The sequence below is a fragment of the Nocardioides sp. GCM10028917 genome (assembly GCF_042666175.1).
Taxonomy (GTDB): Bacteria; Actinomycetota; Actinomycetes; order Propionibacteriales; family Nocardioidaceae; genus Nocardioides.
Genome location: NZ_JBHTFL010000001.1, coordinates 206,368 through 221,859 on the forward strand (window position 1 = coordinate 206,368; position 15,492 = coordinate 221,859).

Consider the following 15,492-nt stretch of genomic DNA (forward strand, 5'->3'; position numbering starts at 1 on the left):
ACACCCGCGAGTTCATCAGGCGACTCATCACCTGTGATGACGCGCGCTCATCACCTGGGCTCCTACTTTCCCGGACATGAACAGCGCAGAACAACCCGGACTGCGCTCCTTGGGAGGGACGACGGTGAACACCCACAGCGAACGTCAAGGCGACTGGTACGAGATCCGTATCCAAGGACGCCTGGACGACCGCTGGTCCACCTGGCTCGACGGTCCCACCCTGTCCCAGACCGAAGACGGCACCACCGTCCTGCGCGGACCCGTGGCCGACCAAGCCGCTCTGCACGGACTGCTGAACAAGCTGCGCGACATCGGGCTGCCACTGCTCTCGGTCGAGCGCACCGAACCGGACTGAATCGTCTACTCACCGCACCACCAACCCCGACCCCCTCGTCGCTCACCTTAGGAGTTTCCGATGACCACCACACAGCGCCTCACCACTCGCCACGAAGCCACCCCGGTGGACCCGACGCGGCGCGCCGCCACCATCGTCGGCTGGCTCTTCATCGTCACCTACGTCACCTCGATCTCCGCCAAAGTCGGGTTCTACCCGCCGCTGTTCGACGGCAACTACATCACCGGTCCCGGAGAGGACTCCCGCGTCCTGTGGGGCGCGTTCGCGGAGTGCATCCTCATCATCGCCAACATCGGCACCGCCACCGCGCTGTACACGGTCGTCAAGCACCGGTACCCAAATCTCGGCCTCAGCTTCATCGCCGCCCGGATCATGGAGAGCGTCTTCATCGGTGTCGGCATCCTCGCCGTCCTCACCGTCGTGACCCTGCGACAGGACTACGCAGCCGCCGACGATCAGTCCGCCGCCGGCCTGGCCGCCGTCGGGGACGCGTTCCTCGTCATGCAGGAGTGGACCTTCAACCTGGGCCCGGCGTTCGTCGTCGGCGTCGGCAACGGGCTCGTCCTCGGCTGGATGATGTTCCGATCAGGCCTGGTGCCCCGCCAGCTCGCGGTGCTCGGCCTCATCGGCGGCACGTGCATCGTCGCTACCGGCTCAGCCGCCGTCCTCGGCCTCATCGAGCCCGGCGGCGCCATCCAGCTGCTCTCCGCCGCACCCGAATTCTTCTGGGAGCTCAGCTTCGGCATCTACCTCATCGTCAAGGGCTTCAAGACGCCCGACTTCAACACCCCCGAGCAGACCGCCGGACTGGCGCAGTCATGATCGCCGTCGACCACGTCACCAAGACCTACGGCGACTTCACCGCCGTCGACGACGTCACCTTCACCGCCCACCCCGGACGCATCACCGGATTCTTGGGACCCAACGGCGCCGGGAAGTCGACCACCCTGCGCGTCGTGGTCGGCCTCACCCCGCCCGACCACGGCACCGCCCACGTCCAGGGCCGACGCTTCCGCGACCTGCCCAATCCGGGCGCGGAGGTCGGCGTCCTCCTCGACGCGTCGGCCCAGCACGCCGGACGAACCGGCCGCGAGGTGCTGACCATCGCCCAACGCACGATGGGGCTGCCTACCGGTCGCATCGACGACGTGCTGGACCAGGTCGGTCTCGACCACAGCGAAGCCGCGCGCCGGCTGCGGGACTACTCCTTGGGCATGCGTCAACGTCTCGGGCTGGCTCACGCTCTGCTCGGTGAGCCGGGCGTGCTCATCCTGGACGAGCCCGCCAACGGGCTCGACCCGGCCGGCATCCGGTGGATGCGGGACCTTTTGCGCGGCTACGCCGACCGTGGAGCCACCGTGCTGCTGTCCTCGCACCTGCTGCACGAGATCGAGGTCGTCGCCGACGACCTGGTCGTGATCGGGCACGGCCGGGTCGTTGCTGCCGGAACGAAGACCGACCTCCTCGCCGGCGCGGGCTCCCATGTCGCCACCCGCCAGCCCGTCGAGCTGGACGCGGCTCTGACCACAGCCGGCCTCGTGCACCACACCGTGGACGACACCGGAGACAGCGATCACCCGTCGGTGTTCCGCGTCGACGCGGACGCAGAGGTGGTCGGACGGATCGCCTGGTCGGCTGGCGTCGCCCTCACCGAGCTCCGCCCCGCGGACGGTGCCGGACTCGAGGAGATGTTCTTGGCACTGACCGCCGAAACGCAGCGCGACCGCCAGCCGGCCGCCCAGCCCTCGCTAGAAGGAGCAGTGGCATGACCATCAACGCGACAACCACGACGGGCCTCACCACCACGAGCGCGATCGACAGGCAGCCTGACGTCAACCGGTCGCTGTCGCGCCGCACCGGCACCCGGCCTCCGCTGACGCGGCTGGTCAGTGTCGAGCTCCGCAAGAACTTCGACACCCGCTCTGGGCGGTGGCTGCTGGCCAGTCTGGGTGGCGCAGCCGTTCTCACCACCGGCGCCATCATTGCCTGGGCACCCGCCGAAGAGGTCACCTACAGCCAGTTCACTCTCGCTATCGGCGTGCCGATGACGGTCATCCTGCCGATCATCGCCGTGCTGTCGGTGACCTCGGAGTGGAGTCAGCGTTCGGGCCTGGCCACCTTCACCCTCGTTCCGCATCGCGGCCGCGTCCTGCTGGCCAAGGCCATCGCCGCGGTCCTGGTCACCGTCCCCGCCACGGCCGCGGCCTTCGGTGTCGGCGCACTGGGGAACATGATCGGTGCCGCACTAGCAGACGTACCCGTGGTCTGGGACCAGAGCGCAGCCGACGTAGGGTACTTCGCCCTCGGACAAACATTGCTGCTGCTCGTCGGGTTCGTCCTTGGAGCCCTCATCCGCAACAGCTCCGGCGCCATCGTCGCCTACATGATCTACGGGTTCGTCGCGCCAGGCCTGCTGGCGTTCTTGGCGTTCAGCCAGGCGTGGTTCGCAGACGCGCGACCGTGGGTTGACGCCAAGTACAGCCAGGACGCGCTGCTGCGCGGCGAGCTCGCCGGTGACGGGTGGTCGCACCTCGCGGTCACCAGCCTTGTATGGCTGGTCGTGCCCATGGTGGTGGCCGTCGTCAACGTCCTTCGTTCGGAGGTGAAGTGACGTGGGCACCGGCCGCATCGAGGACGGCGCCGCCCCCTCGCCGCTGTCGGCGCGTTCGGACCCAACGGGCGGTCGTGCCGTCACCCAGACCCGCTACGGCGGGCCTGAGGTGCTTCGACTGACTCGGCGACCACGCCCACACCCCGGTGAAGGGCAGGTTCTCGTCAACGTGCAGGCCGCCTCGGTCAACGCCCGCGACTGGCACGTGATGCGAGGCGAGCCCCGTGTGGCACGACTGATGGACCGCACCCTGTTCGCCGCCCGCCGGCCCCGGATCGCCACCCGTGGCACCGACCTCGCCGGAGTGGTCGAGTCGGTCGGCGACGGCGTCACCACGTGGAAGCCCGGCGATACCGTCTTCGGGGAAGGCATCGGAGCGTTCGCGGACTACGCGGTGGCGTCCGCCGACCAGCTCGCGGTCATGCCGGCGGGCACGTCGTTCCAAGAAGCGGCCGCGTTGCCGTTGGCAGCGACCACAGCGTTGCTGTGCCTAGACGAGACTTCGCTGGAGCCAGGCGGTTCGATTCTCATCAACGGGGCCTCAGGAGGGGTCGGCACCTTCGCCGTCCAAGCCGCGAAGGCCCGTGGCCTGCACGTCACCGCCGTGGTCAGCACCCGCAACATCGGTCTGGTTCGATCACTCGGGACAGACGCGGTCATCGATTACACGGCCACCGACTTCACCCGTACTGGCCGCACCTACGACGCGGTCGTGGACCTTGTCGGAAACCGTCGCCTGCGCGACCTGCGTCGGTCGGTACGTTCCGGTGGGACCCTGGTGCTGTCCGGTGGCGGCATCCCGGGAAACGGACGCCTGGTGGGACCGCTGCGCCTCCTCATCGGAGCGACGGCTGTGGCGCGCTTCCAGCCCTTCGAGGTGAAGGTCCCGCAGGCGGTGCCGAACTCACCCACGCTCGCTCGCGTCGCTGACTTGGTCGGCTCTGGAAGCCTCCGGCCGTTGATCGACCGGACGTTCCCCTTGATGGACGCGGCGGCTGCCGTCCGCTACGTCGAGACCGAACACCCTCGAGGCAAGGTCGTCCTCACCATAGGCTGAGCAACGCCCCGAAGCCGGGGACTCCTCGACGCCACCAGAGACGTCAATCTGGGCTCGAGGCGCGTTGGGCGTGTCGCGGTCGTCGTCACGAACCCCCTGACCCAGTCCGTTTCGCGGGGCTTGTCTGCCCGCCGGCGGTCAGACCGCACCGTAGATGGGCTCAGCCACGTCACCCCGGGGTCATCGACGCGTGCGAACTTCAGTGGTGGTCTTCGTGCACGTCAGCGTTTCCTGACGCGCGCACGAGCATGCGCTCACCCGGTCGTCCGAAGATGCTCAGCACCTCGGCCGGCTCCTCACCGGTGCTGCCGAACCAGTGCGGCACCTGGGTGTCGAACTCGGCTGCCTCCCCTTCGCCGAGCACCAGATCCTGGTCCCCCAACACCAGCCGCATCCGCCCGGACAGCACGTAGAGCCACTCGAACCCGTCGTGTGCGCGCGGCGCCGGGTCGCTCTGGGTGCGCGGGATGACGATCTTCCACGCCTGGATGCCACCGGGACGAGTAAGTGGCAGCACCGTGCGTCCCTTGACCTTTCGCGGCTTGAGTCTGATGCGCGGGTCGCCTACCTCAGGTGCACCGACCAGATCATCGAGCGGGACCCGGTACGCCTGTGCCAGCGGCAGCAAGAGTTCCAGGCTCGGGCGACGCTGTCCCGTCTCTAGACGCGACAAGGTGCTCTTCGACATCCCCGTGCGGTGCGCCGCCTCGGTCAGCGTGAGGCCTCGCTGGTCACGTACCCGACGTAGCCGGGGACCGACCTGGTCCAGCGCTGACGCGATCGGGGACCCCGCGTCGTTCGGAACCTCAACGTCGGAGCTCATGAGTCCATTTCACCGCGTCGTTCCCAGAATCGGCAACAAGCGTTGTTGCGGGAGGCCAGGTCGAGCGAGCCTTGTGGACATGAACCCCACACCATCGGACTCGCAGCCGGCCACCACCTCGCCTTACGCGTCTAGCGACGCCTCCCCGGCCGCGACCGACGTCGCCAGCTACGACGTCGTCATCGTCGGCGGTGGCGCCGCTGGCCTCTCCGCTGCGCTCGTGCTCGGCCGAGCGCGACGTCGGGTTGTTGTCGTGGATGCCGGCCGGCCACGCAACGCGCCGGCTGCGCACATGCAGGGGTTCCTGGGCTCCGATGGCCTCCCGCCTGCAGAGCTGCTCGCCGCGGGCCGAGCCGAGGTCACTGGGTACGGGGCGCACCTCGTCTCCGGTTCCGTCTCGACGCTCACCCCCGATGCATGCACCCCCGCCTACGGTCGCCGTGGCTTCGACGTGCACCTGGCCGAGGGTCAGGTCCTGCGAGCCAGGCGTGTGCTCGTCACGACCGGCCTCAAGGACCAGATCCCTGACATCCCCGGCGTTCAGGAGCGTTGGGGACGCGACCTGCTTCACTGCCCGTACTGCCACGGGTACGAGGTCCGCGACCGGCCGCTCGGCGTCCTGGGTGGCACACCGGAGGCGCTCGTTCACGCGCACATCGTGCGGCAGTGGAGCTCCGACGTCGTCTACTTCACCAACGGCGGCACCCTCACCGCGTCCGAACGCGAACAACTCGTCGCCAGGGCCATCGGCATCGTGGACGAACCCGTCGCCCGCCTTGTCGTCGAGGACGACCGGCTGACCGGCGTCAAACTCACCTCGGGCGCCGTCGTGCCTAGGGCCGCGGTCTTCGTCCGCCCCACGTTCGTCGCCAATGACCAGCTGTTGACCGACCTCGGTTGTGCCACCGCCACCAACGGCTGGGTCTCGGTGGATGCGACCGGCGCCACCAGCGTCCCCGGCGTGTGGGCCGCAGGCAACGCCACCAACCCTCGCGCGCAGGTCATCACCGCAGCCGGTGAGGGATCTGCCGCGGCCATTGCCATCAACAACGACCTCGTCACCGAGGACATCCCCATCGCCGTCGCGAACTTCCGCCTCGGCTTCCCCACCTGAGCCTCACAAGCGCCCACCACGCGGTGGCGTGCCACACCAACCTCACCGAACAGGAGCACCCATGTCCACCACGAACACCCATTCTCAGCACGCCGCACCCGCCGCCCCGCCCGTGGGCCCTCCGACCAAGCACCAGCTCGCCCTGATGATCTGGGTCGCGGTCTTTCCGACCCTCGTCGTCCTCAACCTCACGCTGGGCCCGCTGCTCCAGGACCTCAACGTCATCGTGCGGACCTTCGTCCTTGCTACCGCGGCCGTCCCGATCGTCATCTACGGCCTCATGCCGCGCCTGCACCGCCTTCGTGGACGCATCCTTGGCCGGCGAGCCGCCTGAGTCGCCGACGCCCGCTTTCAGACCCCGGACGGCGCCCCGTCGCCGTCAACGGGATGGAGTTCGGCCGCGGCGGCTGCTACCCCCTACGCAGTGACGTCACGAGGTTCCCCCGCCTCGGACGCGGCCCGAACACGTTGAGCCCCTGACCACTCGGTCAGGGGCTCAACGCTTGCGCGGGGCCAGGCAGCTCGCCGCACGCCAGTCGAAGTTGGCCGCGGCATGCGCTCCACTTGCGGTTCGGTTCATGCGTGGTCCGCGTCGAGACGACGACGCGCGTCGTCCCAATCGATCGGCAGGTCCGCCTGATCGACGTCCCAGAAAGTGAATGTTGCTTCCGTCATCGCCCGGCGGTGCCGCTGCATGGCTGAGCGGTGTGGTTCGGTGCGGACGAGTTCGTTCACGGCTGGCCGGTCGCTCCAGGCGCTGAGTGTGAGGAACTGGCGGCGGAGGGGGTGGGCGATCAGCGAGACCCCCAGTGCGCCGTTGGCGTGCAGCACCTGGCGGCGGATGCGTACGGAGTCGAGGAGGAACCTCGGAACGTCTCGCAGGCGTTGCAGCTCGAACCGTGACGCCATGACGACGACGGTTGAGCGAGGCGACTGCGTTGAGCGGTGGGCGGGATGTACCGCCCGCCAAGTAAGCGTGGGCATGGTGTTCTCCGTTCGGGGTCGTGCTGTAGGAGTTCGGGCGAGGAAGGTCCGAGTGGGCGGCATGAGGCGGGCCCGTGCTGCGGCTGCTGCTCGGGTTGTCAAAGCGACTGCAGCCGGCGAGCTGCGGGTGTGTCTGAGCGCGTCGTCGCGCCGAGTGCTAGCTCGAGCAGTCGTCCGACAACTCGGCGGGTGCGTCGGCGGCGGTGGTGGTGGTGGTGGTGGGGTGCTCGTCGGCGAGGAGGGCGTACACCATGCCGTCGAGCCATTCGCCGGAGCGGTGGAGGGAGTCGCGGACGTTGTAGGTCTCGCGGCGCATGCCGAGTCGTTCCATCAGGCGCCAGGATGCTTCGTTGTCGGCGAAGCAGGCGGCGGTGACGCGACGCAGGCCGAGCCCGTTGAACGCGATGTCGGCCAACGCACGGACTGCTTCGGTGGCGTAGCCTCGGCCGGTGTGTTGGGGGTCCAGGACCCAGCCGAGCTCGCCTTGCGTGCCCTTCGCCCGGTCGGCAACCTCCGTCTGGCCCCAAGCGTCTCGAACTTCGAGCATGAGGTCGCCGATGACGTGTCCGTCGGCTTCGACGACGACGGTGGTCTCGAACCGGTCCTGGGTGAGGAACTGGTCGCGGTATGCGTCCAGGGGCTTGGGTCCGTCGGTGAGCCAGCGGCTGACTTCGGGTAGCCGGCGGAACTGCCAGGTCTTGTCGGCGTCGTCGGCGGTGGGCGGGCGAAGGGTGAGGCGTTCGGTGTGGACGGGCCACGCGATGGTGTCGTGCAGCCGGCCGGTCATCGTCGCCACCGGTCCCCGCTGGCTCGCACGTACTCGGTCCACACGTACCGCCAGGGGGTGACGGCGATAACGGGCGCGACGAAGAAGCAGTTGACCATGACGGTCGTCATCGCGGCGGTCATGTCGCCGGAAAGGGCGGTGGGGAGCGCGACGAGGGGAAGCCAAAACAGCTTCCAGGTCGTCTCGAATAGCAGCACCGGCAGCATCTTGACCGGGTACCTCAGCCCCACCCAAGCGAGCAACGACATCGCGGTCAGCAGAGCCAACGTGACACCTTCGTAGAGCGGCAGGGTGTGGGCTTCGGGTAGTAGCGGCCATTTCACGAGGGCGAGCCCGATGCCCATGAAGGCGTAGCCGGCGCGCATCATGTTGATGCGGGTCAACGACAGTTCCTTACGAGCTGTCGGTGTGGTGGTTGCCGTGACGGTGCTCATCTTGGTCTCCTGGATCGTTGGGTCGGTCACGTCGGGTGGTGCTGCACGGGATGGACGGGGCACTGCAGCTGGTCGCTGCCAGCGAGGGGCTTACCGCTCCTGCTCTCGGTCGCCGTTCTCGTCGGGTTCGTCGTGCTGGTTTGGGCTTGGTGGGTCTGCTGGCGCGTCTGCGGGTGCTCCCCGGTGCGCGGCGTCGTCAGGAGTGACCGACAGGAGCGTCGCGCCGAGGTCGCGGACCTTGGCGAGCAGGCCGTGCAGTTCCGCCTGGTCGGTGACGACGCCGTGAAGTGAGGTGGTGCCGTCGTCTTCGTGCGTGAGGGTCAGGCCGGTGAACCAGGTGGACCAGAGCGGGTCCAGGTGGCCGAGCACGCGGATGTCGTAGCAGACGGGCCCTTGGCCTCGAGATGAGCTGGTCATGACCGGGGCTCCGTCGCGTGTGGAGCCGTCGTGGTGCTCATGTCCGCCTCCTGCTTCCCGTATGGTTCCGGGGCTGGTGCTCCGGAGATGCGTGGAAGCTATGGCGCGCTCTGGTGACCGGACGTCACCACATGTGGTGACCGGCGATGTGACCGGCCGCGGCCGCGGCTGCGCGGTCGCTGGACGGGCGCCTAGATGATGTTCAGCTCGCGTCCTCGCCGTACCGCGGCCGACCGGTTCGTCACGTCGAGCTTGGTGAAGATCCGCTTCGTGTGGGTGCGCAGCGTGTTGAGCGAGATGAAGAGGTGGCGAGCGATCTCGGGGCCCGTGAGCTCACTGGCGAGCATCCTCAACACCTCCACTTCACGCTCACTCAGCGGATCTGGCAGGTCTGCCGGCCGGCTCCGAGGACCGGGGTCCTCAGCTGCGGGGGTCTGGGAGTGGGTGGGACCGCGCTCAGGTACGAGCAGCCGTTGCGCCATTGACGTCAGCACGTCGGCGTGAGCGTCGTCGCCCAGATGGGGAGCTTGCTTCAGCAGCTTGGCCAGCGCGGGCCCCTCGTCGAGGAACAGGCGGACGTAAGTGTCAACCTCAGGCGCTGCAGCCAATGCACTTGCCAGCCTGTCGATGGCTGAGGAGTCGTCACCGCGCGCGTGCATCGTGAGCGCTTGCAGAAGCCGTGCTTCGAGGACCGAACCGTGCCGGGCGTCGGCTGTCGCAGCGACCTCCAACCGCTCGAGCAGCTGCAGGACCCCGGCCAGGTCAGCGTGCCCGGTCTCAGCGTCGAAGTCCGGGGCCTGGACGGCTTGGTGTGTTCGGTGCAGTGCGAGGTGGGCCCGCACAAGCGTGAGGTGTGCGTACTCACAGGCGAACTCAGCCTCGTCGTCGAGGTCCACGTTGCTCTCCGCCATCCATCTGAGGACGGCGCCGAGGTCACCCTTGGCGAGGTGGACACGGACTCTCACTGCGGCGAGCGGGCGCAGGTCCGGATAGAAGCCAGCGCGATACAGGCGGGCCGCCTCGTCCAACAGCCGCAGCGCCTGGTCGTACTCGCCGTGGGCGGCCCGTACACCGGCCGCGACGGTGGGCCAGTGGTGCTGGTTCTCCGTGATGGACGCACGCTCGGCCAGCGCGGCGGCGGTGGCCAGTTCATCCTCTGCCTCTGCGAGGTCGTTGCGGCCGAGCGCCAGGTCCGCGAGCCAGGTATGAAGGTCCGCGGTCGCGCGCGGATACGGTTCCCCGTTCGCTGTCGCGGTGGTCAACGCCTGCTCGCACAGGGCGCGCGCTCGTGACGGACGTCCGGCTGTGACCCACATGCCGGCCAGCACGATGGTCGTGTCGAGAGCGTCGACGTGGTTGCCGGCCGCTCGCAATGAGGCGACGGACTCTTCGAACGTCGGGAGGGCCGCGGTGATGTCGCCGCGCGCCCACGCGGCTAGGCCGAGGAAGCCGGCGCCGCCGGCGCGGATGAAGTGGTCGTCCTTGCCGGCCAGTGCCAGGGCGGCGCGCGCGTGTGCGGATGTTGCGTCGCTGTCGCCGCGCGCCTGCGCCAGGGCCGCGCGGTACATCTGGATCCCGGCGGGCGCTGCGCGCAGGTCTTGGGTGTCCACCCAGGTGTCTGCGGCTGACGGGTTCGCTGCGGCGTCGGCGAGGGCACTGTCAGCGTCATGGAGATGCTGCTCGACGGCGTCGAGGTCGCCGGCAACCATCGCCGCCCAGGCGACCGACATGCTGAGCACCGGGTTCGGTCGTACGACATCCGGGGGCAGGGCGCGCAGCCAGGTGAGCAGAAGCGCGTCGCGTCGCTGTTGTCGGGTGGGTGAGAGCGCCACCTCGACGAGGCGGCCGGCCCGCGCGAAGTCGTTCCCGGCGAACGCGTGGCGGATTGCTGCCTCGAAGGAGTCGCGGGCTGCGTACCAGTCGGACGCATCGCGGTGCAGCTGGTCCACGACGTCAGCGTTGCCGGCCAGGAGGCGGGCGCGCAGGACGTCGGCGAACAGGTGGTGGTACCGGTACCAGGTCCGGTCGTCATCGAGTGGCACGACGAACAGGTTGTCCCGGTCGAGACGATCGAGGATCGCACCGCTGTCCGGCTGCCCGCTGACGGCGGCGCACAGGCTCGCGGTGAAGCGGTCCAGCACCGAGGTGCGGAGCAGGAACTCGCGCACCTCTACCGGTTGTCGGGCGAGGACCTCGTCAGCTAGGTAGTCCACGACGAACCTGTTGCTGCCGGTGAACGCCTCGATGAACGCTGACACGTCACCGGCCCCGGCCCGACCGCGTAGTGAGAGCCCTGCCAGCTGCAGTCCCGCGGCCCACCCCTCGGTGCGGTCGTCGAGCGCCTCTACGTCGGCCATGGTCAGGTCGAGTCCCATCACCTCGTTGAGGAAGTCGCTGGCCTCCTGCGCAGTGAACCGCAGGTCTGCGGCCCGGAGCTCGGTCAGCTGTCCACGGCTCCTCAGCCGCGCGAGCGGCAGGGGCGGATCGGACCTGGTGGCGACCAGCACCCGCAGCTGCTCCGGCGCGTGGTCGAGGAGGTAGGTGAGGGTCTCGTGAACCTCGGGCGCCGTGATGACGTGGTAGTCGTCCAGCACGAGCAGCCAGCGATGCGTCTGCTCCACAGCCGCCACGTCGACCGCGTGGGCCACTCGGTTCACGACACCCATCAGCAGGCCGGTTGCGGTAGCCACGTCGACCCCGCCGGCACTGCGCGCGACGAGCTCGCCGCTGTCGATGGGCACGCCCGCGCGTTCCAGCGCGGCGAGCAGGTGCGCCATCAACCGACCGAGCTCGTTGTCGGCGTCATCGAGCGAGAGCCACGCCACCGATACCGACCGCTGCGGGTCCTCCGCGGCGGCGGCGGCCCAACTGCTTACCAGGGTGGTCTTTCCGAAGCCCGCCGGGGCAGACACCAACGCCAACCGTTGCCCCGGCCCCAGGAGGGTGTCAGCTACGTCGAGCAGTCGGGCGCGTGGCACGAGGCGCTCCCGCAGGGCGGGTGCGTGCAGCTTCGTAGCCAGCACCGGCGTTGACACGACGCGAGTCTAGGGCCAGGGAGACCCCCGGTCGCAGACTGCGGCGGCGGTGGCGGCCCCTGGTCTGGCGGCGATTCCGCGAACGACTGCGAAGTCACATCCTGGGTCACAACATGTGGTGACGCTCGGTCACCACGTCGCTTTCTACGTTCCAGGCACTTCACTTCCTCCCGAAAGAGCCTCAACGCCATGCGATCTCTGACCCTCGTCCCAGCCGGCCGAGCCGGCGCCATCTACGACGTCGCCGTCACCGCGCCCTTCGCCACTCCGTGGACCGCTGCGCTCGTGCTCAGCGCCCTCGCGTGGATCCACGACGTCCTCAACCTGCCCGGGGACGCCCCGCCCGACTTCGAGTCCGCTCACATGGTCTACGTGGTGCTCTTCGGCATCGTCACCACCATGTGGGGCGTCGTACGGGTCCTGTGGCCGGTACCGCTGCTCATCACCGCAGACACGCTCGGCCGGGCAGCGTTCTCCCTCACGTTCATCTGGGCCCTCCTCAACGGCTTCTCGTTCGTGGTCGTCGGCTTCCTCGTGCTCGAGCTGACCTGGCTCGTCGCCCAGGGGCTCGGCGTCCGCAAGACGCTCAAGGCAGACCGCGAAGCGCACGTCCTCGCCGCCTGACCCGGCGCCGAGCCCCTCCGCCCGGCGCACACACCGCGGACACCGTCCGCCTCCCCGGTCGCGTGGTCAGCCGCCCCCCACGGCTGGCCACGCGACCCCCAGCGTCATCACCGTAGAAAGGCATTTCCATGAGGACCACCGCCAGCACCGAGCACACCCAAGCGCGCGAACCCCGGTCTTCTCGAGCGCCCTACCGCGGCGTCGCGATGACGGCCGGCGTCATGTACCTCGTCACCATCGTCGCCTCCATCCCAGCCCAGTTCATCAACTACGCGCCCATCTTCGACAACCCGGACTACGTCCTCGGCGCGGGCGCCGACACCCGCGTCATGTGGGGCGGCCTCCTCGAGGTCATCGCCGCGCTCGCCTGCATCGGCACCGCGGTCGTCCTCTTCCCGGTCGTCCGACGCCAACACGAAGGCGCGGCCCTCGGCTTCGTCACCGCCCGCGTCTTCGAGGCCTCCCTCATCGTCACCGGCGTCGTGGCGATGTTGTCCGTCGTCACCCTCCGTCAGCCGGGCGCGGGCGGCGCCGAAGCCGCAGCCCGGTTGGTGAGCTCCGAGGCCCTCGTCGCCGTGCACGACTGGACGTTCTTGCTCGGACCCGGTGTGATGCCCGGCATCAACGCCGTGCTGCTCGGTTACGTCATGTACCGCTCCGGGCTCGTCCCTCGCGCCATTCCCGCCATCGGGCTCCTCGGCGCCCCGTTCTTCCTCGTCGCTGGCGCAGCCAGCATCGTCGGCATCAACGAGCCGGCCTCTGTGTGGACGGCCCTCGTCACGCTTCCGATCTTCGCTTGGGAGGCCGCCCTGGGCGTCTGGCTCACCGTGAAGGGGTTCAAGCCCGACGCCGTACGCGGCCTCCACGCCAGCACAGGAGCGTCGCTGTGAGCCGCACATCGAGATGGCCCGGACGCCGTCGAGCCGCCCGCGCCTCACACGCTCACAGTACGTTTCTCATCCTCCCTGCACGCGACCACCCCACCCGGCGTGCCGAGTCAAGGAGCCACCCATGAAGGTCATCGTCGTCGGAGCTGGACTGGCGGGACTTACCGCCGCTCGAGAGCTTCAGCGCAGCGGCGTAGGCGTTGTCGTTCTCGAAGCCCGTGACCGCGTCGGCGGCCGCGTCGAGGGCGGTGAGATGCAGGGCCACCCCGTTGAACTAGGCGGTACCTGGATCGGGGAGGGCCACACGCAGATGTACCGCCTCGTCGAGGAGCTCGGTCTGGAGACGTTCCGCACCTGGAACGACGAGGGCAAGGTGCTGGTCCAGCTCGGCAGCCGGCGCGCACTCGTCACCGGAACGAAGGGTGCCGTTCCGCGCCTCAATCCCATCGCGCTGGCCGACCTGGCCCAGGGCATGGCCCGTTTCGGCAAGCTCGCCCGCAGCGTCGACACCGAGCAGCCGTGGTCGCACCCCAAGGCCCACGAGCTCGATAGCCAGACCTTCGAGACCTGGCTCCACCGCAACCTGCGCACGCCAAGCGGACGCGCGTACTTCCGGCTGGCGACCGAAGCAGTGTTCGCCACGGATGCCAGCGACCTCTCGTTGCTGCATGCCCTCTTCTACGCGGTCAGCAACGCTGACCTCGAAACCCTGCTGGCGGTCGACCGCGGCGCCCAGCAGGACCGCGTCGCCGGCGGGTCTGTCCTTGTAGCCCAACGACTGGCAGACGACCTGGACATCCGGCTATCCACGCCGGTCGGCACCATCACGCAACACGGGACCGGTGTCACTGTCACCAGCCGCGCGGGCGTCGCCTTCTCCGCAGATCGGGTAGTTGTGGCCGTCCCGCCGACCCTTGCCGGACGGCTGCACTACGACCCACCGCTACCCGCGTGGCGCGACCAGCTCACCCAGAAGCTCCCGGCCGGCACCGTCGTCAAGACGTTCGCCTCCTATCCCACGCCGTTCTGGCGCGACCAGGGACTCAACGGCCAAGTGGCAAGCGACACCGGTCCCGTCAAGGTCACCTTCGACGTCTCCCCGCCCGGCGGCGAAGTCGGCATCCTTCTCGGGTTCGTCGAGGGGGGCGAGGCACGCCGGTGGCAACGGCTGCCCGATGCCCAGCGCCGCCAAACGGTGCTCGACTCGTTCGTCCGGTACCTCGGCCCCCAAGCAGCGAGCCCGACCGCCTACCTGGAGAAGGACTGGAGTGCCGAAGTGTTCACCCGCGGCTGCTACGGCGCCCACTTCGCACCCGGAGTCTGGACCAGCTACGGGGACGCCCTGAGACCGCCTGTCGACCGACTCCACTGGGCCGGCGCCGAATACGCGACGAAGTGGAACGGGTACATGGAAGGCGCCGTCCGCTCGGGCATCGCGACCGCGCGAGAGGTCGTCGGATCGGCGACCATCCCGGTGCCGGGAGACGCGAATGAGTGACGTCGTCGTCCACGGACCCGCCTCCTGGAACCTGGTCGTCGACCTCGACGAGCTGCCGGCCCCCACCCCGCACATGCAGTTCGCCGCTGCGCACCGAGAGCTTCTTGGTGGCACGTCCGCTGGGAAGGCCGCTCACCTGCGCGACCTCGGTCTCGACGTCGAGCTGCACACGGTCCTCGGCACGGACGCGGCAGCTGACGCCATCGAAGCGGCCCTGCTTCGCGCCGACATCGTGACCGTTCCCACCTACGTGAACGGGCCCAGCGAGCGCCACCTCAATCTCATGGACCCCTCCGGAGGACGGGTCTCCATCTACCTCGACGTGCCCCGCGCGCCCGACGCCGTCGTGGCGCACGTCGCGCGCTGTCGGCTGCTGGACGCCGCCTCGCAAGCACGTGCGGTCGTCCTCGACCTGTCCCAGCCCTCGCGCGACGCCATGGAACAGGTCGCCGCCCTCGGTGTCCCCATCTGGACCGACGTGCACGACTACGACGGAAGCAGCAGCTTTCACGCGCCGTTCCTCGACCCCGCATCGTTCGTGTTCATGAACGGCGACCGGTTGGATGCCCCGTATGACTTCTTGCAGACGTGCGTGGCACGTGGCGCCCAGGTAGCTGTGTGCACGCTCGGCGCCGAGGGAGCCGTCGCCTTCGATGCACAGGGTGTACGCCACCACGTACCGGCTGAACCGCTGACACAGGTCGTCGACACGAATGGGGCGGGGGATGGCTTCATGGCCGGCTTCCTGGCCGCCCACCTCGAAGGTGCCGATGTGACGAGCGCTCTTCGAGCGGCAGCCCGGCAAGCGGCGCGAGCGTTGGGCACGGTCGAACTCAACCCCATACTCGAGTCGCCTCACGAGTGAA

At 68.9% G+C, this 15,492-nt stretch carries 17 protein-coding genes; 11 read left to right on the forward strand and 6 right to left on the reverse strand.

Annotation, left to right across the window (positions count from 1 at the left end; all coding sequences use genetic code 11):
* The first annotated feature begins 124 nt into the window (after positions 1-124).
* Genes ACFQW6_RS00940 through ACFQW6_RS00960 form a run of 5 tightly spaced genes read left to right on the forward strand, consistent with a single transcriptional unit; the run spans position 125 to position 4,023 of the window.
* Positions 125-355, forward strand: a complete 231-nt coding sequence (locus ACFQW6_RS00940) for a hypothetical protein (RefSeq protein WP_378540312.1) — start codon at positions 125-127, stop codon at positions 353-355.
* Between the two features lie 60 nt (positions 356-415).
* Positions 416-1,177 (forward strand): DUF4386 domain-containing protein, encoded by a 762-nt coding sequence (locus tag ACFQW6_RS00945; RefSeq protein WP_378540313.1) that lies wholly within the window; start codon positions 416-418, stop codon positions 1,175-1,177.
* Complete coding sequence (locus ACFQW6_RS00950) at positions 1,174-2,124, forward strand: ABC transporter ATP-binding protein (RefSeq protein WP_378540314.1); 951 nt, start codon at positions 1,174-1,176, stop codon at positions 2,122-2,124. Before ACFQW6_RS00945 ends, ACFQW6_RS00950 begins: the two co-directional genes overlap by 4 nt.
* Complete coding sequence (locus ACFQW6_RS00955) at positions 2,121-2,966, forward strand: ABC transporter permease (protein WP_378540315.1); 846 nt, start codon at positions 2,121-2,123, stop codon at positions 2,964-2,966. Before ACFQW6_RS00950 ends, ACFQW6_RS00955 begins: the two co-directional genes overlap by 4 nt.
* Position 2,967: 1 nt before the next feature.
* Positions 2,968-4,023 (forward strand): NAD(P)-dependent alcohol dehydrogenase, encoded by a 1,056-nt coding sequence (locus ACFQW6_RS00960; protein ID WP_378540316.1) that lies wholly within the window; start codon positions 2,968-2,970, stop codon positions 4,021-4,023.
* Positions 4,024-4,222: 199 nt separating this feature from the next.
* Here the strand turns inward: ACFQW6_RS00960 and ACFQW6_RS00965 are convergent, their stop codons facing one another.
* Complete coding sequence (locus tag ACFQW6_RS00965; RefSeq protein WP_378540317.1) at positions 4,223-4,846, reverse strand: helix-turn-helix domain-containing protein; 624 nt, start codon at positions 4,844-4,846, stop codon at positions 4,223-4,225.
* Positions 4,847-4,925: 79 nt separating this feature from the next.
* On the opposite strand from ACFQW6_RS00965, the gene ACFQW6_RS00970 reads away from it, so the two are divergent.
* Both ACFQW6_RS00970 and ACFQW6_RS00975 read left to right on the forward strand, forming a co-directional pair.
* On the forward strand, positions 4,926-5,960 hold the full coding sequence (locus ACFQW6_RS00970) for an NAD(P)/FAD-dependent oxidoreductase (RefSeq protein WP_378540318.1): 1,035 nt from the start codon (positions 4,926-4,928) through the stop codon (positions 5,958-5,960).
* Positions 5,961-6,021: 61 nt separating this feature from the next.
* A complete protein-coding gene (locus tag ACFQW6_RS00975) occupies positions 6,022-6,294 on the forward strand; it encodes a hypothetical protein (protein WP_378540319.1) in 273 nt (90 codons plus the stop codon).
* A gap of 242 nt (positions 6,295-6,536) precedes the next feature.
* Here ACFQW6_RS00975 and ACFQW6_RS00980 read toward each other — a convergent pair whose 3' ends face one another.
* The 5 genes from ACFQW6_RS00980 to ACFQW6_RS01000 all read right to left on the reverse strand — a co-directional run bounded on the left by ACFQW6_RS00980 (position 6,537) and on the right by ACFQW6_RS01000 (position 11,617).
* Positions 6,537-6,869, reverse strand: a complete 333-nt coding sequence (locus ACFQW6_RS00980) for a hypothetical protein (RefSeq protein WP_378540320.1) — start codon at positions 6,867-6,869, stop codon at positions 6,537-6,539.
* Positions 6,870-7,101: 232 nt separating this feature from the next.
* Positions 7,102-7,731, reverse strand: a complete 630-nt coding sequence (locus ACFQW6_RS00985) for a GNAT family N-acetyltransferase (protein WP_378541051.1) — start codon at positions 7,729-7,731, stop codon at positions 7,102-7,104.
* Positions 7,728-8,165, reverse strand: coding sequence for a hypothetical protein (locus ACFQW6_RS00990; RefSeq protein ID WP_378540321.1), 438 nt, complete (start codon positions 8,163-8,165; stop codon positions 7,728-7,730). The genes ACFQW6_RS00985 and ACFQW6_RS00990 overlap by 4 nt, the downstream gene beginning before the upstream one ends.
* 90 nt (positions 8,166-8,255) lie before the next feature.
* On the reverse strand, positions 8,256-8,582 hold the full coding sequence (locus ACFQW6_RS00995) for a hypothetical protein (RefSeq protein ID WP_378540322.1): 327 nt from the start codon (positions 8,580-8,582) through the stop codon (positions 8,256-8,258).
* Between the two features lie 191 nt (positions 8,583-8,773).
* Positions 8,774-11,617: a LuxR C-terminal-related transcriptional regulator gene (locus ACFQW6_RS01000; RefSeq protein ID WP_378540323.1), complete on the reverse strand. Its 2,844-nt coding sequence runs from the start codon at positions 11,615-11,617 to the stop codon at positions 8,774-8,776.
* Positions 11,618-11,806: 189 nt separating this feature from the next.
* Between ACFQW6_RS01000 and ACFQW6_RS01005 the strand changes: the two genes are divergently transcribed.
* The 4 genes from ACFQW6_RS01005 (at position 11,807) to ACFQW6_RS01020 (ending at position 15,491) form a co-directional block, all read left to right on the forward strand.
* Complete coding sequence (locus ACFQW6_RS01005) at positions 11,807-12,241, forward strand: hypothetical protein (protein WP_378540324.1); 435 nt, start codon at positions 11,807-11,809, stop codon at positions 12,239-12,241.
* 128 nt (positions 12,242-12,369) lie between these two features.
* Entirely contained in the window at positions 12,370-13,131 is a 762-nt protein-coding gene (locus ACFQW6_RS01010; RefSeq protein WP_378540325.1) for a DUF4386 domain-containing protein, read from the forward strand.
* 121 nt (positions 13,132-13,252) lie between these two features.
* Positions 13,253-14,626, forward strand: coding sequence for a flavin monoamine oxidase family protein (locus tag ACFQW6_RS01015; RefSeq protein WP_378540326.1), 1,374 nt, complete (start codon positions 13,253-13,255; stop codon positions 14,624-14,626).
* A 73-nt stretch (positions 14,627-14,699) separates the two neighbouring features.
* A complete protein-coding gene (locus ACFQW6_RS01020; RefSeq protein WP_378540327.1) occupies positions 14,700-15,491 on the forward strand; it encodes a carbohydrate kinase family protein in 792 nt (263 codons plus the stop codon).
* Position 15,492 lies beyond the last annotated feature (1 nt).